This window comes from Sphingobacterium sp. UME9 (assembly GCF_014170215.1).
GTDB lineage: Bacteria > Bacteroidota > Bacteroidia > Sphingobacteriales > Sphingobacteriaceae > Sphingobacterium > Sphingobacterium paramultivorum.
The window spans coordinates 820,880-843,574 of the sequence record NZ_LZZP01000003.1 but is presented as its reverse complement, the minus strand read 5'-3'; the positions used below and the strand labels follow the sequence as shown (position 1 = coordinate 843,574).

The following is a 22,695-nucleotide window of genomic DNA, read 5'->3' as shown; positions in this document are numbered from 1 at the left end:
TTGACTTATTTGTTATTGAAGTAATTATATTGAATTGCTGATTGATTATACTGATTGAGGACTTCTAAATAATTCTGACGAATCCCAATAGCCTGACTTAAAAATTGACTTAATTCAGCAAAATTGATCTCCCCCGTTCTATACCCCAAACTAGCCGCTTTAATGATGGCATCAGCTTGTTTTAAACCCGAAGACTCGTAAAATTGTAGTAACGCACTATTCTTGTCAATTTCAGCAAGTGCATTCCCTTTATTTGTCTGGAATACCTGCGTATCATATTCCAACTTACGCTGTTCAACTTCCATTTCAGCGTTGGCAGCCTTCACTTTACTTTTATACGCGCCTAGGCTAAAGACCGGAAAAGATGCGGAGACCGAAAATCCCGATAAGGGATCCTTGGCTCCCCAAACACGTTGGGAGAAAAATCGACCCGAGAACTCAGGCTTATTTGTATTTTTCTGAACACCGATATTCGATGAAGCGATATTTACGTTTTGCTGCTGTAAAACAAGTAAAGGATGTACTGTTTCCTCAGATGGACTGGCGTTCACGACAATCTTCTCCAAGGACTGATCCAATGGGAGCATCCACTCGTTACGGTCCAACAAGAGCATAAGTTGCTGTTGCTGGATAACAATGTCCTTTTTGTTTTGAACAAGCTGCGCCTGCAGTTCCTTCAGTTTTGCCTCAGCTGCGATCTTATCCAGCGCAGCCACGTCACCCGTTCTAAAGCGAAGTTCAGTTGCTTTGAACATGGCTGTATAGATGCTATCCAACTCCATATACAGCTTTTGGCGATCCTGGAGATACCAAAGTTGAAAATAGGCTGTCCTTACGTCTTTGGTAATCGCAGTTTTCAATACATCCGTATTCAAATTCGCATATTTTAGTTGCTGTTTAAAATACTCCTTGCGCGCCGCATAGAGCCCGGGCCAGGCAATACTTTGCGTTATACCAATTTTCAATAAGCCGGCCTTATCCGTAGGACGGTAATCTTCATTTTCTGCAAAAATCCCGGTCTTGGGGATTTCGGTCGCCGTTTTAACATTGAAACCAGCGCCCACGATTTCAGCCTGGTTGATCTGAAACTGGCGATTGCTCTTCAGCGCAGTTTCCACAGCTTCTGTAACAGAAATGCGCTCTTGGCCAAACACCTGAGATCCCAAGGCCATAAATAAGAAAACAAGTACTGTAACAAAGGTCTTAGCACCCCTACTTCGTTTCATATTCAATTTAGAATTAAAAATTATATACAATAACGGCAGCACAAACAACGTCAGGAAAGTTGCCGTTATCAATCCGCCGATAACAACCGTTGCCAAAGGCTTCTGAACTTCAGCGCCGGCACTTGTACTGATTGCCATCGGTAAAAAGCCCAGTGAGGCCACCGTCGCTGTCATCAGTACAGGACGTAAACGAGTCAAAGTACCTTCTTTAACGCGTTGAAAAATATCATCGACGCCCTCTTTCTTCAACTGATTGAATGTCCCAATTAAAACGATACCGTTGAGTACGGCCACACCAAACAAGGCGATAAAACCGATACCGGCACTAATACTGAAAGGCATGCCACGCAACATCAATGCAAATACACCCCCGATAGCACTCATTGGTATTGCGGTAAAAATTAGCGTCGCCTGCTTAAAGGAATGGAACGTGAAATACAACAGCATAAAAATAAGCAATAAGGACACTGGCACAGCAATCAACAGGCGCGAACTCGCTTTTTGCAAATTCTCGAACTGACCTCCATAGGTGAAATAATAACCCGCAGGAAGTTTTACATTTGCAGTCAATTGTTGTTGGATATCTTTTACTACGGTTTGAACATCACGCCCTGCCACATTAAATCCAATCACAATTCTTCGTTTACCAGCTTCGCGGCTGATTTGGGCCGGCCCCAATTTATAATCAATGGCAGCAACCTGAGAAAGAGGGATCTGTGTGCCCGTATCTGTAGGAATCATCAGATTACGCACATCATCAATACTATTTCTGTGCGTTGTATCTAACCTGACGACCAGATCAAAGCGACGTTCATTTTCATAGATCTGTCCCGTACTCCGACCGGCAAAGGCGGTACTCACCACATCATTGACGTCCTGAATTGTCAATCCATAATTCGCTATACGGGTGCGGTCATAAACGATATTAATTTGCGGGAGACCGGATACGCGCTCCACTTGTGGAGAAGTTGCTCCTTGAACGGATTGAATCTGAGCGGCAACCACATTGGCGTAAGCGGCCAGTGAATCGATGTTTTCACCGAAGATCTTTACAGCAACATCCTGACGAATACCCGTCATTAACTCATTGAAACGCATTTGAATAGGTTGATTTTTCTCAAAGAAGACACCCGGAATTACTTCTAGCTTCTCCAGAATAGCGCTCCCCAGTTCTTCATAAGAACGGCCCGACTTCCACTCTTTTTGAGGCTTCAATACCACCATAATATCTGTCGCTTCCGGTGGCATAGGGTCTGTCGGCACCTCCGCAGCTCCTGTTTTACCGACGACCATCTTCACTTCATCGAACTCCTTGATAATCCGGGAAGCCTGCATAGAGGTTTCAATACTTTGCGAAAGCGAGCTTCCCTGAGGAAGTATGCAATGGAATGCATAATCGCCTTCCTGCAATTGTGGAATAAACTCGCCCCCCATATTCTTAAAAAAGAAGGCTGACAAAGCAAAAATGGCAACAGTTAAACTCACGATCAGGTATTTAAACCGAATGGCTTTTTGTAATAAAGGCTCATAAATACGTTGTAGTCCTGCAATCATCCGGTCACTCAACGTTTTCTTGTCGCTGTGTTTTTTCGGCAGAAACAGCGCACACATCATGGGGATATAGGTTAACGAGAGAATCAATGCTCCGAAAATGGCAAACCCAACTGTTTGTGCCATTGGACGAAACATTTTCCCTTCAACACCCACCAATGTTAAAATTGGAATATAGACAATAAGAATAATAATCTCACCAAAGGCTGCACTGGTACGAATCTTTGAAGCAGACTCAAATACCTCATGATCCATTTCGGCCTGGGTCAATTTCTCGGTTGACTTTCGTAAGCCTAAATGGTGTAGCGTCGCTTCCACCACAATGACGGCTCCGTCCACAATCAAACCGAAATCTATCGCACCCAAACTCATTAAATTGGCGCTTACGCCGAAGACGTTCATCAGTCCAAGTGCAAACAGCAGCGCCAGTGGAATTGCTGAAGCAACGATAAGGCCTGCCCGCAAGTTCCCAAGAAATAATACCAGGACAAAAATTACGATCAGGGCACCTTCAATCAGATTTTTTTCAACGGTACTGATCGCACGCCCAACGAGATCTGTCCGGTCTAAATAGGGCTCTATAACCACATCATCAGGCAAAGACTTTTGGATAGTCGGTAGTTTTTCTTTCACACGATTGACCACCTCATTGCTGTTTTCACCCTTTAGCATCATGACAACGCCACCCACAGCATCTACCTCACCATTGTATGTCAAGGCTCCATAACGCACAGCATGACCAAAACGTACATCTGCAACATCTTTTACATAAATCGGTATAGACCCTGATTTTCGGATAGCGATATTTCTGACATCTTCCAAAGAGGTCGCCAGTCCAATCCCCCGGATAAAGTATGCATTCGGTTTTTTATCAATATAGGCACCACCTGTATTTTGATTATTTTTCTCTAGGGCAGTAAATATCTCTGGAATCGTGATATTCATCGCCTTAAGTCTATTCGGATCAACAGCTACTTCATATTGCTTAAGCTCGCCACCGAAACTATTGACCTCGGCAATTCCAGGAGTTCCATAAAGCTGGCGGGCAACAATCCAATCTTGCATGGTTCGCAAATCTTTTGCGTTGTATTTCTTTTCGCTTCCCTTTTTGGGATGGATAATATATTGATACACTTCTCCCAATCCGGTACTTACTGGAGCCAACTCAGGTTTACCAATACCCTGTGGAATCTGATCCACCGCTTCTTTTAAACGCTCACCGATCAGCTGACGGGCAAAATAAATATCTACATCATCGTCAAAAACAACGGTAATGACAGAAAGTCCAAAGCGTGAAATGCTCCTGATCTCTTCAATTTTGGGTACAGTTGCAATACTTTGTTCAATTGGAAAAGTGACCAATTGCTCTACTTCCTGTCCGGCAAGAGTTGGACAAGAGGTAAAAATCTGGACTTGATTATTGGTAATATCGGGAACGGCATCTATGGGTAGTTTCGTCGCACTCCATGCCCCCCAAATGATAAGCAACAAGGTCATTAAACCGATAACGATCTTGTTCTTAATGCTAAATTTTATAATATGATCTAACACAATATACGTGATTAATGCTTAAATAATAGCTCGTTAGAATATCTTCATCGCTTGGCGTAATAAAATGCAACAAACGGATTCCGAGCACAAAGCTGAATAAAGAACAGCATAGCGCGCTCCATCAGATTTGTTTTTAGAATTTTTACGAAAAATTAAGCATTAACTTTTGGCGGCTGCCAGATGCTTCCAAAATAACTGGAAACAATCGCTGTATTGAGGACAGGATTACGATTATCAAAATAAATTGATACCGGGACACCATCTATTTGCGGAAATTGATACGCATAAGCCGTTATATTTCCACTACAACAATTGCAATAGCAGAAAATAGAACAAGCATCAGATGCGTCATCACTATGGTTATGAGTTTGGTTTAATTGTGTTTCCATAGCAGTCTGCTCACAGCGATTGCTAGAATCACTGCAGGGAACAAAAGAAAGTCCCATAATATATGCTATCAATATGAAAACAATTAACCTCATGAATACGCAAATTTAAAAAAAATAAATCATAATCTCCCCTTAACATCGGAAATCTATTGGTTCGCATCATCTCCAGTGCCTACTATAAAATAAAGGGACATGCGCTCTCAACCGAGCGTTTTTTTCTTTCCCTAGGCCTCATAAAACCGCACAATCCTACACAGCACTACTACTTGATACACATATTAATTATAAGTAAATTATTATTCAAATAAAACGAATTGTAATTAACAGAAAAACGCATAAAACATGTTCAAACAGCATTTTAAATACAAAACAACACTATTGTAGATATTTCTCTACAAGAAATATAAGATAACATAAATACAGTACATTAAGTAAAATGCTATTTATATAATTGCATCGATAAAAAATAACAGCAATAAAAAAGCAATGGTATACCACATTTCAAACACAAATCGGCATACAACTGCAATAGTTTTTGCAAAACAAATCAACAACGAAATCAAATAATCAAAAATCAATAACAAAACAAAATGTCAATTAACATGAATCTAATCCCCCATCGCCGACTGACAAACCTGTTCATGCTAGGCTGCAGTGCTTTCGCACTTAGCCTCTACTCATGTAACAAAAGTGGAGAAAACACCGCATTAACAGGAGAAACTGTCGTTAAAATCAATCTATCGGGCGTAGAAGCTTACAATGAGACAGACAACAATGCTGTTCAAAAGCAAGCATCTGCAAACGCTTCGCATTCATCAAGCAATGCACCTGATGTACAGGAAATGACTGTACCGTTAGAAAACGGAGGCTCAGTTGACGTTGTTCTAACAAACAATTCAGCGGTTACAAAAAGCCTCGTTGCTTCATCCAACCCCAAACTAGCGGCTGTCCAAACACAAGAGAAGCCATTGGACAAAAACGTCAAGTATAAAGTTGTTGTCTATGACAACCAAGGAGCTTACGTAACGGCAAAAGATTATAGCTACGGTGAGGAAGCTACTGCCGCAGGTATCGTTCTTGACGCCGGAAAATCATATACGTTCATTGCCTATTCGATCAATAGCACCACAGCATTACCGGCTATTAATAATCAAAACACGCTTTCTGCAGCGAACTTGAGCAATATTAGCGGTGATTTAATGTATTACACAGGTACATTAACGTTAAAAAATGGTGTAAACAACTTAAATGTTGTATTAAAACACAGATTTAGCCAAATCACCACAACATTGACCATGGATCCAAGCATGACCGGAGCCATCACTCAAATCGGTACTGCAGTATTAAAACCTAGTCACAGTAGTGCAAATTTGAAATTCTCAGATGAAACATTAACATACAATGGCTTGAACAACGCCGGTGTCACCACACAATTCCCGGCTTTGGGAAATGGCTTACGTACTGTGATCAGTAACCCAGCGTTATTGATCCACCCCACAACCAGCAACGGGACATTGATGCTCGGCAGTCTAACCCTTGATGATGAAACCAAAACAAATATCACCATTCCAAATGTTAAAATCAATCCTGGACAGAAATACGACCTGAAACTTAACTTCAGAACCTGTACACAAGATGTAACCAGCAGTGGTTTGGACTGGAGCTATCCAGCAACAACATCGGGTGGCAAAACCGGTATTATGAAAGACGGTAAATTCTATGCCAATGGAACAACAATTGATAGAAGCTTTACTGCTCCAGCCGCAGACTATGGTTTTGTTTTCGACATGACCGAATTGGACAATGCATTCAACATGGAAGTAAATGGTGTCAAATTAGCGAAACAGGAAATTCAATTTGAGGTAGGCGCTTCTTCTGCTCAAAACATCCAGTTTGTTGATGGAAGCAAATACGCTGGCAACAATATTGAAACCAACAAAAGAATCGATCAGGTTTACAACATGAAAGGCACAAGTACAAGTCCATTGATCAAACTTGTCATCAGCAGAACTGGCCAAGTAACCATGTTTGGTAGTAAAACATCCGGCGGTCCTTTATACGAACTTAAACTCGTGAATGGCAACAGCTTCAATACATTCCCTTGGAGTGCAACACAAAGCAACACTGTAAAAGTAACCCAACTTGTTGATGGACGTACTATTATCAAGGGTGTAGGTGCTGGAAAGAAGAAAATCCCTTGCCAATAATCAATAAATAGAACAGTAATCAGAAAAACTAAAACTTGCTGCGTATAACATAAAAAACAGCAAGATAAAAACAGCTATTATGGAAAAGAAATTAGCATACATCGCCCCCAAAATTAATACAACGACAATCGAACTTGAGCAAGGTATTGCAGCTGGTTCGGCCTACGCCAGACCAGAAGATGCCAACAGCGGTAAAGTAAACGAACAATGGGAAGTAGGATCAACAGATAATAGAAATATCGACTGGTAAACTATTTCCAATAGTAGACAAAAGGAAGGGGCTATCCAAGTTTGGATTGCCCCTTTTTTATGCAATTTTATAATACACGATCGTGTCATCCATATTTATACTCAAACCTTTAGCGTACCCAAGTGCAGGCTATCTGTATTCCCTCCACCATAACTCTCGATAAAAAAGATATATACCTCATAGGTCGTTTCCTTTCTATGTTTTGGAATTTCAACAGTCTGTTTGCCAGACATTAAGCTGCTTTTCAAATCGTTCATCACAAGTGGATATCCACCCCCGTTATCCGCTGCATTATACAGGATTAAGAACGAATCGTAAGATCCCGTGTCAAACTTTTCCTCCAGATAGGCATCATATTCCCAGGTGACCAGAAGCACTTGGTTTTCTTGATCGAAATCCATTGTGTAGGAAGTAATGGGATTGGGGCTTCCTTTGGCAATCATAAATTTTGTCCAATCAACGACAAAACCGTTTTCTTCCCGGATAAGCGCTTCGTTCAAATTATAGGACATCGCGACATCGTATGCCCGTTTAGGATAGCTGTACGCTTTATAACCCATATTGATGATCGGTTTTAATTGGCTAATATGTGACCTCACAATTTTGAAGCGTTTTCTACTCAGCAATTGCTCAGGAGTCGGCTCCCGTTTTTTAACGCTAGGGAGAGATCGTACATAATTTCCCGTTTTAGTCGACACAAACACAACAGAACCTGCTTTCCCGGAAACAGTTCCATTTACACCATTTTTGATGATTGCCATAATTAATTGATTATGTTATAGATAATAAAGATAAACATTAATACGGTAACATACGCATACCAAATTATAACAAACAACAGTTTTCAATCAATACTTAGACAGTAATTAGTCACTGTTTATTCAGTCTTCATTGAGCAAGCACTGAACAATCACTGAACGAGCACTGAACAAGCACTGTTTAAAAGTAGAATTTGGTTACCATCTGTTGCATCGAAGAACTAAAGGAGAAAAGGTAAAAGCCGACGGCCTTTCATGCGAACCTATAAAGCAAAAAAAATGTCTCCTACATTTGCTTAATACAAACATAAGAGACATCTTCTTCTTTTTATCGTAGGTCTGATTGCCACCCCAAAGCTGGATCGAAAACTCGACCTGCTACTGCAGTTATAGGACAGCCTGCAGACGTTTTGGAAAATCTTCGATCTTTGAAAGACTCAATTGCTTCATAACCTGAAACAAATGCGTCTTAAACATATTGATTGTATGTTCCCCACCTTCATTGCCCAATGCGCCAACGCCATACATAAATGGTCTTCCCATAAAATTGAAATCTGATCCAACTGCATGTGCCCGCGCAAGGTCAACCCCCGATCGAATACCACCATCTAACATGATTTTTATTTTCTTTTTATATTCTGGGTTGCTCGCCAAGTGGATCAATGAATTGATCGAAGATTCACTTGCATCGAGCTGTCGTCCACCATGATTTGACACAATGACTCCATCAACACCCAATGCGATAGCAGCCTGCATATCTTCATCGGTGGCAATCCCTTTAAGCACCAATGGCCCTTTCCAAAGATCCCGAATAGCTTTAATTTTCTCAACATCAACTTTACCCGTAAATGTCCTGTTCATAAACTGCCCCAGCTGCGCTAAATCAAGTCCCTTTTCCATATAAGGTTTCAATGTTGCAAAAGAAGGAATTCCATGTCTTAATGTTTCTATACCCCAAGTCGGACAGGCAAAGGTTTGCAAGATATTGGCGATACTCATTTTAGGCGGCATAGACAATCCGCTTTTTATTTCACGATAACGAAGTCCAAAAGCAGGCACATCCACCAGAACTACCAATACCGGACATTCAACAGCCTCCAGACGTTTAATAATATCATCGCGCAACCTGTTTTCCGTAGGATGATAGAGCTGAAACCAGGCTTTCCCATCAGATACCTCGGCAATACGTTCAATACTACTTGTTGATACTGTACTCAAAATATAGGGAATATCATTTTTTGCTGCCGCTTTCGCAAGAATCTCCGGTGCATTCGGCCACATCAACCCCTGAAGCCCAATAGGTGAAACACCAAAAGGTGCACTGTAACGACGACCGAATAATTCTACAGACAGGTCTATTTCTTCACTCGCAAGCAGATATTGCGGCTTCAACAGAATATTATCAAAATCATTCTCATTTCTGGCAAGGTTCAATTCTTCATTTGCACCTCCGGTCAGATAATCAAATGCAAATCGGGGAATCCTTTTCTTTGCTTTAATCTTTAGATCTTCAACAGAAGGATAACGTGTATTATATATAAATTTCTGGCTCATGATTGATGTATTATTTATAAACAGTCTATGACTGCGCGCCAAACTTAGATAAATTGCATTTCAAATGCAAGCTAATTGTAGCTAATATAAAAAAATCTGTCATACATTTCTGCGATACCCCAATTCAGCACCACCACTTACAGGTAGATTTACCCCTGTGATAAAGCGTGCTTGGTTTGACAGCAGAAACACACAGGCGTCGGCAATGACATCGCCCTCAGGACAGTATCCCAGCAAATGAATATCCTTCAAAAAGTCAAAAACCTGTGTTGGATGCGCTTGCTCCAGGGTCCATTTGTTGAGCATGGGTGTCATAACAGCTGCAGGCATTACCGAATTGACACGAATACCGACAGGTGCATAATCTATGGCCATAGATTTTGTCAACGCGTTGATAGCACCCTTTGTGGCGGCATATGCCGCATGGTTCTCCTGGCCAATATCCCCCACTAAACTGCTCGTATTTAGAATACAACCAGCAGATTTCTTTAAATGAGGATAACCATACCGTGTAGTCAGAAGAACACTTTTCATGTTGGTTTCCAGCAACCTTGTCCATTCATCGTCCGTAGTTTCATGCAAAGGCTTTGACGGGCTTGCCAGACCAGCATTGTTATGGATTGCATCAAGCCGCCCAAAAACAGCAACAGTCTTTTGGATGGCCAAATCAACTTCTCGGGCTTGCGTAACATCCACACAGATACCAATATGTGGCGCGCCGATCAGTTCGGCTGTTGCATCTACCGATACTTGATCGAGACCAATAAAGGCCACCTTTGCCCCTGCTTTGACATAGGCTTTTACACATTCCAAACCGATTCCAGCACTTCCTCCTGTAATCAATATTATTTTATCTTCTAAGATTTTCACGTTTTTATTATTCTTGTATTTAGCATCAAGTTCCAAAGAATCGGAACAAATTAAAAATTAGTTGAAAATTACATATAAAAGCACGACAATAGCTAACAGCAATGTCGACAAAATACGGTAATTCCCGATACCCGGCCAGGCTTTACCCCGAAGTGGATCCATAGGGTTCTTCCAGTACAAATCCCGACTTTGTGCAGTATGCTGCACGGGATACTTATACGATAACAAAACCTGAAGTAACATACAGATCAAAAACAAATAGAAAGCCATCATCATAAATGGAGTCTGTCCTACCCACGAGTCAGGTAGCAGCTTATTCAGCAAAAATACGGCAACCCCCAAAACAGAACCTATCCACAAGGTAAGTTTTGCAGCTGTTGCCGATGCCCCTTTCCAAAACACACCTAAAAGAAATACGCAGGTTATTGGTGGTGCAATATGTGCAATCACATCATTTATGCCATAAAAAATACTCTCATAGCGATCCAATAGCGGTAAAAGAGCCAGGGAAAATCCCATGGCAATAACTGCGGCAATTTTCCCGATACGAATCAGCTGCCCATCAGAAGCAGCAGGGCGCCGCTGTTTAAAGATATCGTAACTCACCATGGTCGATATCGAATTTAGCGCACCCGATATCTGACTCATTAAACCCGATAAGAGCGCCGCTACCAACACACCGATCAATCCCGAAGGCAAAAGTTGGGTAATCATGAGTGTATAGATACCTTTTGAATTGACCTGCCCTTGATGGTCTACGCCAAGACTGCTTAAATCCAATTGACCTGTTTTAAACAGGGTATACGCAAATAGCCCGGGAAGCACAAAAATAAATACTGGCAAGATTTTCAGAAAACCACAAAAAAGGGCGCCCACACGTCCATGGTTTTCGTCCTTAGCTCCTAAAACACGCTGAACAATCGTCTGATCGGCACACCAATACCAGATACCCAAAATCGGATAGCCAAACAATACGGCATACCAAGGCATTCCACTTCCATCGTTGCTACCACGGAGCATAGAAAGACGATCAAGGGCATTATCCTCTACCAGAACAGCTTTCATCGGCATCCAACCGCCCATCTTGTCAAAAGCTGCAAAACTGATAATAAAAGCCCCAGCAAGCAACACAATTGTCTGGATAGATTCCGTCACCACAACAGCGCGCAATCCGCCCAATATCGTATATATTCCAGTTATCACACAGATTACCGTAATACTCAAATACATATTAAATCCAAAAAGTGTTCGCAGCACAATCCCTCCGGCCAACATCGAAAAAGCGATATGAATAACAATGGCCGATAGTATGGATATAAACGTGAGCCAATCTCTGCTGGCACGATCATAACGCCGTTCCAGAAAGTCGGGCAAGGTTGTAACACCCGATTTGAGGTAAAATGGCACAAAAAAAAGCGCCAGTAAGATTAAAGTAAAGGCAGCCATCCATTCAAAGTTGCCGTTAAGCAAGCCTGTATCAAATCCGCTCTGTGCCAAACTAACCAGATGTACCGTTGAAATATTAGTTGCAAAAAGCGCCAACCCAATGGCCGGCCACCGGAGTGTCTTTCCAGCCAAAAAATACCCCTCAGCGCTTATTTCCTTTACTTTCTTAAATCGCCCTGAGCCAGCCAATATGCCGACAACCAAAATCAACACAATATAAAAGATGGCGATACCTAAATCTAAATTTCCTAACATAACGTCAACTTATAACAAATCACAACTGCTTCCAACATCCATTGGGGTACGGTACACGCCATTCGCTATAGACACAGGATGTACAAAATGAGACTTTAGGTGTGGAATATGCTCCAAAAACAAAGCCTCATGCCCTAGGCTTATATGGTTAAACAAAACAAGATGCTGATGAAGCTGCCCCATATCACCGACATGCGGCACAACGGGAATATTATATTTTCGACAAAGTAGACTCACTGAAATAAACTCGCTCACACCGCCGACCCGAACAGCATCCACCTGTACAAATCCCGCCGCACCCATTTGAAGATAATTTTTAAACAAGATGCGGTTCGGCACATGCTCACCCATGGCAACTTTTATAGGCGCAATGTGCTCGGCTAAGCGCTTATGCCCAACAATGTCGTCGGGATGTGTTGGCTCCTCAACCCAAAAAGGGTTCATCTCTTTAAGCTCTTGACAGATGGATAGCGCCTGAGGTAGCGTCCATTGCTGATTCGCATCGAGCATTACTTTGGCTTCATCACCCGCAACCTCCCGTACAATATGCGCACGACGAATATCCCGTAATGGATCTTCACTGCCTACTTTGAGTTTCATTGCGGAGAAACCGTTGTCTAAAGCGCGTTTACAATTCTCCCGTACTTTTTCATCAGAATAGTTAAACCAGCCTACTGATGTGTCGTAGCCCGCATAGCCCTTTTCAATAATGTCCATTCTTTTATGACCAGTTGAGATAGTCGACTCCAGCAGGCTGATGGCTTCAGCCTTTGTAAATTCATCTTCCAAATAGGAAAGATCCAACGTATTGACAATCTCTTCAGCGCTGAGGTCGGTTAACAACTTCCAAAGTGGAACTCCTCTTGTTTTAGCCCAGAGGTCGAAACAGGCATTTGTTACCGAAGCTAGGGCCAAATGAACGATACCTTTATGGGGACCCAACCAACGAAATTGCTGTTCGTTGCTCAACTTATTAAACAATTGACCAAAATCTGCCATAAGATCTTCAATTGGAATCCCTTTCAATCGTTCGGCATAAAATGCTGCGGCACGACAGACCAACTCATTTCCTGCACCCAGTGTAAAAGCCAAACCTGTCCCTACGCGCCCCTTATCATCTGCCAATCGAGTCACGGCATAAGAATAGATCGGATCCTTGTGAATCGCATCACTGCCCGCACCTGTAGCCAAAGGAAATCTCCGATCCTGAATATCAAACGTCTTTATCATAAAATCTTAACGTACTTGTTTTTAGTGTTTAGGTTAATCTATTTTGAATTACAACTTTAACTTATCTTTTAATTTGCGCAAAATATCAACATCCGAATCCTTTATGCGTCCCATCCGATTGGGACCAACGTTTAAGATCAGGATATTGTCTTGTGCTGTTGCGGTCTGATAAATCCCCGCAAGCTCTTCCAAAGACTTATACTTCTTGTCCGTGGTATTATAAAACCAGCGTTCTCCAAGTACCACTGTTGTCTCAAAAGGCATATAATACGTATTCCCCTGGGCCATAAAAAGCTTAGGGTCAGGATCGACTGGAAGGTAAGGATCGCCTAGCCTAAAATCACTTGGAAAGTAACGTATAGGATAATAATTCTGCTGATCCTTCGGCAAAACAATGTGTTTGTCTGTGTTCTCAGGTGATCCTACACTCCAGTTTATACCAATTTGACATCCGGGAACCTTTTTCTTGATCAAATTGTAAATCGCCTGCGTGGGCCATCGATAGTTCTCTTTTTCCCAGCCACCGTCCAGCCAAAGCTCAACGATATCTGTATACTTTTTGGTTATATCAACTAACTCATTAAGCTGGTTCAACATATATTGATTATATGCTGCATCTGCAGACATGTCTTTTACATTGGGATTCTGCTTTCGGTCCCATAAAGAATAATATAAACCAAGGCGCATCCCCTGTTTGGCGCATTCTTTAGCAAGCTCCTGCACAACATTTGTCGCGTTTGAAGAACTCGCCACATCGTAGTCCGTATACTTACTATCCCATAAACAAAAACCTTCATGATGTTTCGTAACCAAAATCATGTACTTCATCCCAGCGTCCTTTGCTGTCGAAACCCACTGTTTAACCTCAATAGCCGATGGTGCATACGAGCTAGCGGGTTTAGATCCGTCTGTCCACTCCTGGTCATGAAATGTATTCATGCCAAAATGAACGAACATACCATATTTTCGGTCAATTTGCTCCCGCTGATAAGCATTGGGATGTATCGATGGAACAGGTACAATAGTCTTTGTCTGAGCACAGAGATTTGTTCCCAATACAGCAAGTGCCAAAATAAATAATAATTTCTTTCTCATGGTTATATAATGTTGGTTATTACAGCATTCATTCTTTTTCTTTCTTTATTTCGTATGGAATACCTCCGCCATACCAGACCATATTTCCCCTTTCTCCTGTGCATCGGACAGGGGTTGCTGACAAGGATCCGTTTCTTTCCACCAACGCTGTGTCTCTGGATCGGACGCCATCTTCTGCATATCAAGCTTGAAATTTTGTCCTACATATTCGAAATAGCTGAAAAGAAAAAATTTACCATCTATTTCCTTCAAAAAAATAGAATAATTGCGGATATGACATGCCTTAATCTTTTGAAGTACTGTGGGCCAAACCTTGGCATGAAGTTTCTTATAATAAGCTACTTTCTCTGCTTTTAATCCTGTTATAGATGCGTAGCGAGTCACAGGGCGACTTCTTTCTGCAGACCGAAAGGCTGTCGCACAAAGTACGACAAAGACGATCATGATGTTATAAGGATATAATTTAGGATTCATAAGTTCTGCACGTTATTTTATACTATTCGAAATTACGTGCTTAACAGTACCGTGACTACTGCTAGATTGCTCATTTCTCCCACTATATTAACATTTTCACCTCTGTTTACTTATTTTTAGGACAAAATAAGCTATCTTGCTTGTTCTTAATTAAAATAACCAAACGCATGAAACCTGTTTTTGCAAAAATTCTGGAAGGTGCAGCTATTACGACTTTTGCGACCAAGGATGTGCAGCGACCATTCTTCTCCACCGAATTTCACTTTCATAGCGCCTGTCAGATGACCTATATTGTGGAAAGTGAGGGAAAACGGATTATTGGAGATAATGTGAGTAACTTTGCTTCTGATGAACTCACTTTTGTAGGACCCGATCTGCCACATGTCTGGCACAATAACAATATAAATTGCCCAGGCTCTGCTATTGCGGAGACAAAGACATCCCGCTCTTTGGCCTTGTATATAGAACCTAAATTAATGATTAAAGTTTTAGGGCATTTCTTTCAGACACACAAAATCGAAGCATTCTTTTCGGCCTCAAAACGTGGTCTCCTATTCCGTGGCGCAACAAAGGAACAATTGAAGGTAAAGCTAAAAAAGATCGTACAGCTGGATTATGGCTTTGAGAAAACCATTTTGTTATTGGAGATTATCGAATTGATGTTATCAACAGATGAATTTGATTACCTCTCCAGCGCGGGATACACCCACAACTATAGTCCTATTGACAATAGTAAAATTGACAGCATCTTTAAATTCGTATTTAACAACTATACTGGAGAAATTCAATTGGATCAAGTTGCGCAGCTATCTAATATGTCGAAACATTCCTTTTGCCGTTACTTCAAATCCCGTACGCAGAAAACCTTCGTCCAGTTTGTCAATGAGGTGCGCATTAGCGAATCCTGTAGATTGATCGTTGAAAATAAGCATCAAATCACGCACATTGCTTATGCCTGTGGTTTCAATAGCCTTTCAAACTTTAATAAAATTTTCAAGTCAATTAAAGGAGTCACACCTAGTCAGTACAAATCTCAAATACGATAGTAGCAACAAAGCAGGTAGGTCATTCTTAGCTATGGAGCAGACAAACCTTTGAAAAACTTATCTTTTAAGATAAAGCTAATAAATGCAAACAAATTCGGTTTCAGTGGGGTCTCTATAGAAACTTAAAGTTTAGCGATGAAAAAGAGAAAAAACTTATTTGAACGGTTCTCAAACTGGGCGACACACGCAACTGGTAGTTCAGCAGCATTTATTATTGCAACCTCTACAGTTATCATTTGGGCAGTGAGTGGTCCCATATTTAACTACTCTGAAACCTGGCAATTGGTCATCAATACAGGTACGACAATTGTTACTTTTCTAATGGTATTTCTTATTCAAAAATCGCAGAATAAAGATTCAAAGGCAATCCATCTTAAGCTCAATGAATTGATTGCCTCTCACGAGGGCACCAGCAACCGAATGGTTAATTTGGAAGATCTCAGTGAAGAAGAGCTTGATCAGCTTGCGAAATTTTATGCCCACGTCGCTAAACTGGCGCTTCAGGAAAGTGATCTTACCTGCACACACTCAATTGATGCCGCAAAGGAAAATCACGCTTTTAAAATGAAGGCTCGAAAAGAAAGACACGACGCATCAGACGATAATAGAACAGACAAGACGGATTAGCATTTCAAATTATGGATGATAAAAAATAAATCCCCGTATTTGAAAACATCTTGATCAAATTAAAAATATGCAGCCTTCAGATCCTTCGATAAGTGATATGCGCATTACACCCAATGAGCCATCGCCAGCAATCAAGAAAAAAGTACCCAAACCGACATTAAAATAAAAACATATTTATTCCATTCATTCACTCCGGAAGACAAAGTCACTAATGCTCTGTCCTTCGTTAATTCTCATAATACCATGGAACAAACATTCGACTACATACATGAACTTCTTAATAGACAAATGGCGCTACGTGCTAAAATTGAAGAAAGCCCTATTGCGGGCGAAATTAAAATGAGTTATGGGCTGGATTTTTATCAGGAAGAAGTGCGGTCTATGGGTCTAGCGATGATTCGCGATGGCTGGGACATGGAGGGCGAACAACTGATTCTCGAATACGTACACGAACACTATCCGACACGATCGAGGGATGAACTTATCTGGATCAACAAAATGATGCATTACCTGGACGTTATTACTGATACCTTTATCGATAATCTACATGCCGAGGGCTACCGCTGGTTACAAGGGAATGTGGATATGCCCAATGAGCACGCGATATTCTACCCAGTTCATGACTTAGATGCATTCGGAAAATTAGCCCAAGGACTAGGGTTGAATACACTTGTAGATCTGAAAATACCAAACCCATTGGAACAGTTGCCGGGTTGGATCTATTATCGTTCTGGAAGTAAATAATTTTGCGCCATTGTTCGAAAAGATACAACCAGGTCAATCCGCCCTTTTATCGCGATCCAAATTGTCTAATGGCACCCCTTCTTTTGCGCTCCCATCCTCATTTTTTGTCGTATCTTTTCCACGGCTTCGGTGAATATTGTCCAAGGGTAGACCATTTTGGTTGACTACGGTGTCTATCTTAGTTTCCTCTCCTCCATTATTAGCGCTATTATCGCAAGATATTGCTGTTGCAGCAAATGCGATGGCCAAATACACGTATTTAATCATAATCTATATTTTTAATTTATTCTTCTTTAACCCTTCCCAGTTTAGCTATGCGGAGTGTCAACAGGCTTTGATTCAGGTGATCCTTTTTGACGTAGAAGTTTAGTTTTACCAAGGAAAAGTTACCTGTTAAGTATTTATTTTCTTTCCTTGAGTGTAAAGCTTATTCGACCATTCGGTTCCATCAAAGCCATATCAACTTCATCGAGGTGCTTGCTGTTTGTTTCTAGCCGCAAGCTCGTCAGTAGATCTGTGCGACTTACCCCCAGTCGATCCATCTGATCCCATTGGATTTTACCGTTCTTGTATAAAACAGCCGGCTTACCTTTTACCATATTACCCAAATAGGGAAGCCGGGCCGATACCTGGGCCAGGATTTTATTGACAATAATCATTACAAAGCCTGCAAACACCGTTGACAGGAACGGCGAGGCGCCAACTACTCCTCTAGCCAACACTGCACCTAGCATAATAATGATTACGAAATCCACCCCCGACTTTCGACCCAGAATTCGAATTCCTCCTAATCGAACCAAAAAAAGCGCTATAATAAACATAATAAACGCGCGCGATCCCATCTGTAACATCGTGAGATCCTCACCAGAGCCAAAAAAACTGTCCATATTTATGCTGTTTTTATATCTTTGTTATACGCCCATCCATACTTCATCGGGCAATGAGCCTTTACTTTATTTCAGAACATTTTATTTCAGAACATCGATAAGAGCCCTCCGAGTTCCAACAATTTTTAAATTGAGTACTTTTACCTATTAAACAGGTGGATAATACGTTTTCATTGACTATCAACAAACTACTTCATTTATTTGACTGTCTTTAAGGAAAAGTAGACAATATGATTCATTTAGATAATCCACCTGAGGATTGCTTGGCTTTCTTTCAGGATACATTGAGGCTGCTGCAGGAGAACGGATGTCAATTTATGGTAGGTGGTGGTTTGGCCATGTTTCACTACACTGGGATCATACGGCCTACGAAGGATATGGATATTTTTTGCAAAAGCAGCGAATACCCAAAAATTCTCAAACATTTTGCCGCTAGCGGTTATAAAACAGAACTGACGGATGTGAGATGGCTGGCCAAGATTTACAAGCCCCCCTACTTTATTGATATTATTTTTGATAGTGTTAACCACAATTGTACTGTGGAACAAGATTGGTTTGACAGGGGGCCTGAGGGAGTGTTGTTTGATACAACAGTACGTTATATACCCGCAGAGGAACTCGTTTGGTGTAAACTGTATGTGCAAAACAGAGAGCGGCACGACAGCGCCGATATAAACCATATTTGGCTAAAATATGGAAAGAAACTGGACTGGGATCGCTTATTGGCGCGGATGGATCAACATTGGCACCTCTTGTTGGCTCAAATGCTCATCTTTCAGTTTACCTATCCGCATGACTATCGCGATATTCTTCCAAAGGACTTATTTGATCAGCTTATTAAGCGGGCAGCAGATCAATATGAACTACCTCCTTGCTTAGAGAAAGTTTGCCTGGGACCGCTCATCGACCAGACGCAATATGAGATCGATATTAAAGAATGGGCGTATAAATCATATACCATAAAAACTGTTTGAGATGAATAAAAAGACAACAATAGCCGCTTTGGGCGATATACATATGAATGCTAATCAGCATGGAAAATGGAAAACAAAATTTGAAGAGATTTCAGAAAAGGCAAAAGTCCTGCTATTATGTGGTGATTTAACCGACACGGGTGATGAAGAAGAAGCTGAATTACTCGTTGCCGAACTTCAATCCATCAAAGTTCCGGTCCTCGCCGTATTAGGAAATCACGATTATGAAAAGGGACGGCAGAAACAGATTCGCCAAATTTTGACCGACAGTAAAATTACGGTTTTGGACGGCGAAGCAATCGTGATCGAAAATATTGGTTTTGCTGGGATAAAAGGATTTGGTGGAGGATTTGACCGTTATATGTTATCGATGTTCGGCGAAGATGCCATGAAAAGTTTTGTGCAGGAAGCTGTTAACGAATCATTGCTCCTGGACCGCGCTTTGGCAAGGTTAGAGCAAGAGCATGCAGCTATAAAAAAAGTCGCTTTGCTCCATTATGCACCTATCGCAGAAACAGTATTGGGTGAACCCGAACAGATTTATCCTTTCTTAGGCTCAACACATTTAATGGAGCCGCTCCAGCGGCGTAAAGTTACTGCTGCCTTTCATGGGCATGCGCATGCGGGAAAATTCAAAGCCCTATCCCCCGCCGGAATACCGATTTATAATGTGGCAGTACCTGTATTGAAAGCTCATCATGGCGACGATACATGCTTTGCACTTATCGATATTTAATTAAATTTTATTCATTTGGTGTAGCTTTATCCGATACTTTTTATTCAAAATCAACTTTAGCTTCACATTATGGCAACTGACAAACCCCAGCTCGAAGGTAATTTATTTCAAACCTTCATAGGTTTAGATCCGTTCCCTTTAAGAACACAAAACATATAATACAAACAAACTTTAGATATGGAAAATTTAAAAAATAAGCGGATTGCCATATTGGTAGCCGATGGATTTGAAGAAATTGAATTAACCAGTCCCAAAGAAGCGCTGGAAAATGCAGGCGCCAAAACAGATATTTTATCACCGGCTAAAGGAAAAGTTCGCGCAAAAAATGGTGATGAATGGTCAAATGATTATCCTGTCGATGTTGCTCTTCAGGAGGCAGAAGAGGATCAGTACGATGGATTGCTGCTACCCGGCGGAGTCATAAGCCCAGATAAATTGAGAACCAATAAAACTGCTATTGCTTTGATCAATGCTTTTTGGGAACGCGATAAACCGATCGCGGCAATTTGTCACGGTCCACAATTACTTATTAATGCGGATTTGGTACGTGATAGAAAAATAACATCTGTCGAAGCCATTCAAATGGACCTGATTAATGCAGGCGGATTATGGGAAGACAGTAACGTCGTCGTTGACGATAAACTTATTACGAGCCGCACGCCCGACGATTTACCCGCTTTTAATAAAGCCATTATCAAAGCATTTGCTATGAAAAAAAAGAACAAAGCGTAATAGTACCATCCAATAACGTATTAAAACGACCAACCTTTTGTGGCTGCAACATGTTCAGCATATAAGTAACAAATAAAACAGAACATTATGAATACAACAAAAAGTTCAAGCCATACGACTGCCAAAGGACAATCGCAGGGCAACAGCAGCAACAAAGAAAAAAAATCAGCTCCAGCAACTGCTAAAAGCGCTTCTGCGTCTAAGAGTTCACAAAAGGGAAGTTCCGAAAAAACCAAAGCTGAGCTCTTGGAAATGGCAAAGAAAATGGAGATCACAGGACGTCATGATATGACAAAAGATGAACTTATTAAAGCCATCGACAAACAGGGCAAAAAATAGAACCGTTTTTAACGCATAGGTTCGGCCACTATAAAAAGACCCGCAGCAAATGCAGGTCTTTTTTATTTCTTCCTTTCCTTGGGCCTATCGGCAGGGTCATTGGGCATGTCATTGAGCTGATCCACCTGCGGGTCTACACCAGCCTCGGCATCTCCTTGATCCTTATCGTTTACATCCCGGAGTGCATCCCCGTTCACTCCAAGCTTGACCTTTTTCTTTTTTTCCATTTCGGTCCCGACAACGCAGTTTTCATTCTTTGTAGCCATATTCCTGTATTTTTTGTTGTTTAATTAATGTAAAAGCATGTCATGATAACCAAATCGGACAAGGCCAGCGGTGTTTTTTGTATTGGTTTTCTCGATCATAGGACAGTACTCAATTGCAAAAAGTTTTTGCAATGTAATTTACCTAAAAAATAATAATATAAGATGTGTTTTCTTTTTATATCATAATAGCTAATTTAAAAATCCGAAACCATTTTGATTTGACCTTTGTTCTTCGGCTGAGTGTATGCAGCGGCATGCCATCATTAAACAATAAATAATATGAAAAACTCAACAAAATTAATTACCGTCGGTCTAATTTGCTTAGCAACCTATGGATGTAATGGCGTTAAAACTGATGATCAAAAATCAAAGGAACTGATGCGGGACTCCGTTCCCAACGATACCACGACGATACAATATCGCGATACCACATCTGCAGAATCCCGTGGAGAAATCCCGCCAACACCACAACCCGATACATCAACAAAAAAGTAAAACGAATATAACTTGGCTATTGTTCTTTGCTTGATAATAGCATAATTATGAAATCCACCCGTCGAGAGATGGCCGGAGATTAGATGTATTGTAGAGAGCTAGGCAATGTTAACATTGCCTAGCTTTTTTTGAATTTATTCGAAAGTCAGATTGATTTTCGAAAACCCCAATCCCTGTAAGAGCGGTTTAAACACGGTGGTTGCGTTGGCCTTGGTTTGCTGCAGAATATCTGATTTCTTAACATCATCAGCAACAGCTTTTTCCGCAGCTTTGTAAGCTTCATCCACAAGCTCTGCTTCGCGCAAGAAAGCCATTTTGGTATCATAGACTTTGGATGCTTCATGATCGATCTTAATGTAGCAGATTTCTGGAGCCGGCAATTTGATGGAAACCGAATCCCCTACCACCTTGATATCTTCCGGACTAAGTTTTGTAAGGTTCACACAGCCTACTGCATCTGCTTTGACAATTAACAATACACTTGCATCCGGTAAAAACGTATTCACGTTTTTATGCTCCACCACATCGCTGTATCGGTATTTGACCAATTCCAGTTTTCCCATTGCTTCAATACGATCCACCAACAACTGATGTTTGCTTTCCACCGTCGGTCCGCTGTTATATTTTTTATACACGAACCAAGCGCCCACTGCCAAAATGGCTACGATAATTAAAAATTTTAAAAATTTTCCCATAAACTATAGTATACAAATTAAAGACCAAGCTGCTTTTTTAGGCATTTAACCTGAAAATATTACCTAAATATTATTCTCCAGGGTCGCTAAACGGACATGCTTGAAAATTATACCTTTTGATAGACAATTGTTTAGTCAAAAAGTTTAAAAAACATTTGGAACATATAAGCTATAATACTACTTTTGTGACATCAAAATCATGGTAGGTATAGCTCAGTTGGTTAGAGCACTAGATTGTGGTTCTAGGGGTCGTCGGTTCGAGCCCGATTACTTACCCAAAAGGCAGATCAAATGATTT

23 protein-coding genes and 1 tRNA gene are annotated in these 22,695 nt (G+C 41.1%); 11 read left to right on the top strand and 13 right to left on the bottom strand.

The window, feature by feature from the left end; genetic code table 11:
* Positions 1-5: 5 nt before the first annotated feature.
* Both A9970_RS05035 and A9970_RS29015 read right to left on the bottom strand, forming a co-directional pair.
* Positions 6-4,328: a CusA/CzcA family heavy metal efflux RND transporter gene (locus A9970_RS05035; RefSeq protein WP_182981541.1), complete on the bottom strand. Its 4,323-nt coding sequence runs from the start codon at positions 4,326-4,328 to the stop codon at positions 6-8.
* Between the two features lie 152 nt (positions 4,329-4,480).
* A complete protein-coding gene (locus A9970_RS29015) occupies positions 4,481-4,810 on the bottom strand; it encodes a DUF6660 family protein (RefSeq protein ID WP_346069325.1) in 330 nt (109 codons plus the stop codon).
* 509 nt (positions 4,811-5,319) lie between these two features.
* Between A9970_RS29015 and A9970_RS05030 the strand changes: the two genes are divergently transcribed.
* Together A9970_RS05030 and A9970_RS05025 are read left to right on the top strand one after the other, a co-directional pair.
* Positions 5,320-6,924: a fimbrillin family protein gene (locus tag A9970_RS05030; protein ID WP_182981540.1), complete on the top strand. Its 1,605-nt coding sequence runs from the start codon at positions 5,320-5,322 to the stop codon at positions 6,922-6,924.
* A 79-nt stretch (positions 6,925-7,003) separates the two neighbouring features.
* Positions 7,004-7,174, top strand: a complete 171-nt coding sequence (locus tag A9970_RS05025; protein WP_167512273.1) for a hypothetical protein — start codon at positions 7,004-7,006, stop codon at positions 7,172-7,174.
* A 101-nt stretch (positions 7,175-7,275) separates the two neighbouring features.
* On the opposite strand, the gene A9970_RS05020 is transcribed toward A9970_RS05025, so the two are convergent.
* The 7 genes from A9970_RS05020 to A9970_RS04990 all read right to left on the bottom strand — a co-directional run bounded on the left by A9970_RS05020 (position 7,276) and on the right by A9970_RS04990 (position 14,856).
* Positions 7,276-7,935: a DUF6266 family protein gene (locus A9970_RS05020; protein ID WP_182981539.1), complete on the bottom strand. Its 660-nt coding sequence runs from the start codon at positions 7,933-7,935 to the stop codon at positions 7,276-7,278.
* A 384-nt stretch (positions 7,936-8,319) separates the two neighbouring features.
* Positions 8,320-9,486: an alpha-hydroxy acid oxidase gene (locus A9970_RS05015; RefSeq protein ID WP_153845979.1), complete on the bottom strand. Its 1,167-nt coding sequence runs from the start codon at positions 9,484-9,486 to the stop codon at positions 8,320-8,322.
* A 99-nt stretch (positions 9,487-9,585) separates the two neighbouring features.
* Positions 9,586-10,356 carry an SDR family NAD(P)-dependent oxidoreductase gene (locus A9970_RS05010; protein ID WP_182981538.1) on the bottom strand — a complete coding sequence of 257 codons (771 nt, stop codon included), beginning with the start codon at positions 10,354-10,356 and terminating at the stop codon, positions 9,586-9,588.
* A gap of 57 nt (positions 10,357-10,413) precedes the next feature.
* Complete coding sequence (locus tag A9970_RS05005; protein ID WP_182981537.1) at positions 10,414-12,057, bottom strand: sodium:solute symporter; 1,644 nt, start codon at positions 12,055-12,057, stop codon at positions 10,414-10,416.
* Positions 12,058-12,066: 9 nt separating this feature from the next.
* Positions 12,067-13,287 carry an enolase C-terminal domain-like protein gene (locus A9970_RS05000; RefSeq protein ID WP_182981536.1) on the bottom strand — a complete coding sequence of 407 codons (1,221 nt, stop codon included), beginning with the start codon at positions 13,285-13,287 and terminating at the stop codon, positions 12,067-12,069.
* A 48-nt stretch (positions 13,288-13,335) separates the two neighbouring features.
* Complete coding sequence (locus A9970_RS04995) at positions 13,336-14,382, bottom strand: alpha-L-fucosidase (protein ID WP_182981535.1); 1,047 nt, start codon at positions 14,380-14,382, stop codon at positions 13,336-13,338.
* Positions 14,383-14,427: 45 nt separating this feature from the next.
* Positions 14,428-14,856: an L-rhamnose mutarotase gene (locus A9970_RS04990; protein WP_259655330.1), complete on the bottom strand. Its 429-nt coding sequence runs from the start codon at positions 14,854-14,856 to the stop codon at positions 14,428-14,430.
* A 167-nt stretch (positions 14,857-15,023) separates the two neighbouring features.
* Between A9970_RS04990 and A9970_RS04985 the strand changes: the two genes are divergently transcribed.
* The 3 genes from A9970_RS04985 to A9970_RS04975 all read left to right on the top strand — a co-directional run bounded on the left by A9970_RS04985 (position 15,024) and on the right by A9970_RS04975 (position 17,273).
* Complete coding sequence (locus A9970_RS04985) at positions 15,024-15,902, top strand: AraC family transcriptional regulator (RefSeq protein WP_182981534.1); 879 nt, start codon at positions 15,024-15,026, stop codon at positions 15,900-15,902.
* Between the two features lie 135 nt (positions 15,903-16,037).
* Positions 16,038-16,529: a low affinity iron permease family protein gene (locus A9970_RS04980; RefSeq protein ID WP_182332100.1), complete on the top strand. Its 492-nt coding sequence runs from the start codon at positions 16,038-16,040 to the stop codon at positions 16,527-16,529.
* A gap of 243 nt (positions 16,530-16,772) precedes the next feature.
* Positions 16,773-17,273: a hypothetical protein gene (locus A9970_RS04975; RefSeq protein WP_182981533.1), complete on the top strand. Its 501-nt coding sequence runs from the start codon at positions 16,773-16,775 to the stop codon at positions 17,271-17,273.
* Positions 17,274-17,306: 33 nt separating this feature from the next.
* Here the strand turns inward: A9970_RS04975 and A9970_RS04970 are convergent, their stop codons facing one another.
* Both A9970_RS04970 and A9970_RS04965 read right to left on the bottom strand, forming a co-directional pair.
* Positions 17,307-17,540, bottom strand: a complete 234-nt coding sequence (locus A9970_RS04970) for a hypothetical protein (RefSeq protein ID WP_182981532.1) — start codon at positions 17,538-17,540, stop codon at positions 17,307-17,309.
* 134 nt (positions 17,541-17,674) lie between these two features.
* Positions 17,675-18,160 carry a DUF421 domain-containing protein gene (locus tag A9970_RS04965; protein WP_182981531.1) on the bottom strand — a complete coding sequence of 162 codons (486 nt, stop codon included), beginning with the start codon at positions 18,158-18,160 and terminating at the stop codon, positions 17,675-17,677.
* 230 nt (positions 18,161-18,390) lie between these two features.
* Between A9970_RS04965 and A9970_RS04960 the strand changes: the two genes are divergently transcribed.
* The 4 genes from A9970_RS04960 (at position 18,391) to A9970_RS04945 (ending at position 20,941) form a co-directional block, all read left to right on the top strand.
* Complete coding sequence (locus tag A9970_RS04960; protein WP_182981530.1) at positions 18,391-19,134, top strand: nucleotidyltransferase; 744 nt, start codon at positions 18,391-18,393, stop codon at positions 19,132-19,134.
* Position 19,135: 1 nt separating this feature from the next.
* On the top strand, positions 19,136-19,870 hold the full coding sequence (locus A9970_RS04955) for a metallophosphoesterase (protein WP_182981529.1): 735 nt from the start codon (positions 19,136-19,138) through the stop codon (positions 19,868-19,870).
* A gap of 177 nt (positions 19,871-20,047) precedes the next feature.
* Positions 20,048-20,602, top strand: a complete 555-nt coding sequence (locus A9970_RS04950; RefSeq protein WP_182981528.1) for a type 1 glutamine amidotransferase domain-containing protein — start codon at positions 20,048-20,050, stop codon at positions 20,600-20,602.
* 87 nt (positions 20,603-20,689) lie between these two features.
* Positions 20,690-20,941, top strand: coding sequence for a Rho termination factor N-terminal domain-containing protein (locus A9970_RS04945; protein WP_182981527.1), 252 nt, complete (start codon positions 20,690-20,692; stop codon positions 20,939-20,941).
* Between the two features lie 62 nt (positions 20,942-21,003).
* Here the strand turns inward: A9970_RS04945 and A9970_RS04940 are convergent, their stop codons facing one another.
* Complete coding sequence (locus A9970_RS04940) at positions 21,004-21,207, bottom strand: hypothetical protein (protein WP_182981526.1); 204 nt, start codon at positions 21,205-21,207, stop codon at positions 21,004-21,006.
* 279 nt (positions 21,208-21,486) lie between these two features.
* Between A9970_RS04940 and A9970_RS04935 the strand changes: the two genes are divergently transcribed.
* On the top strand, positions 21,487-21,702 hold the full coding sequence (locus A9970_RS04935) for a hypothetical protein (RefSeq protein WP_182981525.1): 216 nt from the start codon (positions 21,487-21,489) through the stop codon (positions 21,700-21,702).
* Between the two features lie 134 nt (positions 21,703-21,836).
* On the opposite strand, the gene A9970_RS04930 is transcribed toward A9970_RS04935, so the two are convergent.
* A complete protein-coding gene (locus tag A9970_RS04930; protein WP_153845962.1) occupies positions 21,837-22,397 on the bottom strand; it encodes a DUF4230 domain-containing protein in 561 nt (186 codons plus the stop codon).
* 202 nt (positions 22,398-22,599) lie between these two features.
* Here A9970_RS04930 and A9970_RS04925 point away from each other — a divergent pair.
* A tRNA-His gene (locus A9970_RS04925) sits at positions 22,600-22,673 on the top strand.
* The last annotated feature ends 22 nt before the right edge of the window (positions 22,674-22,695 follow it).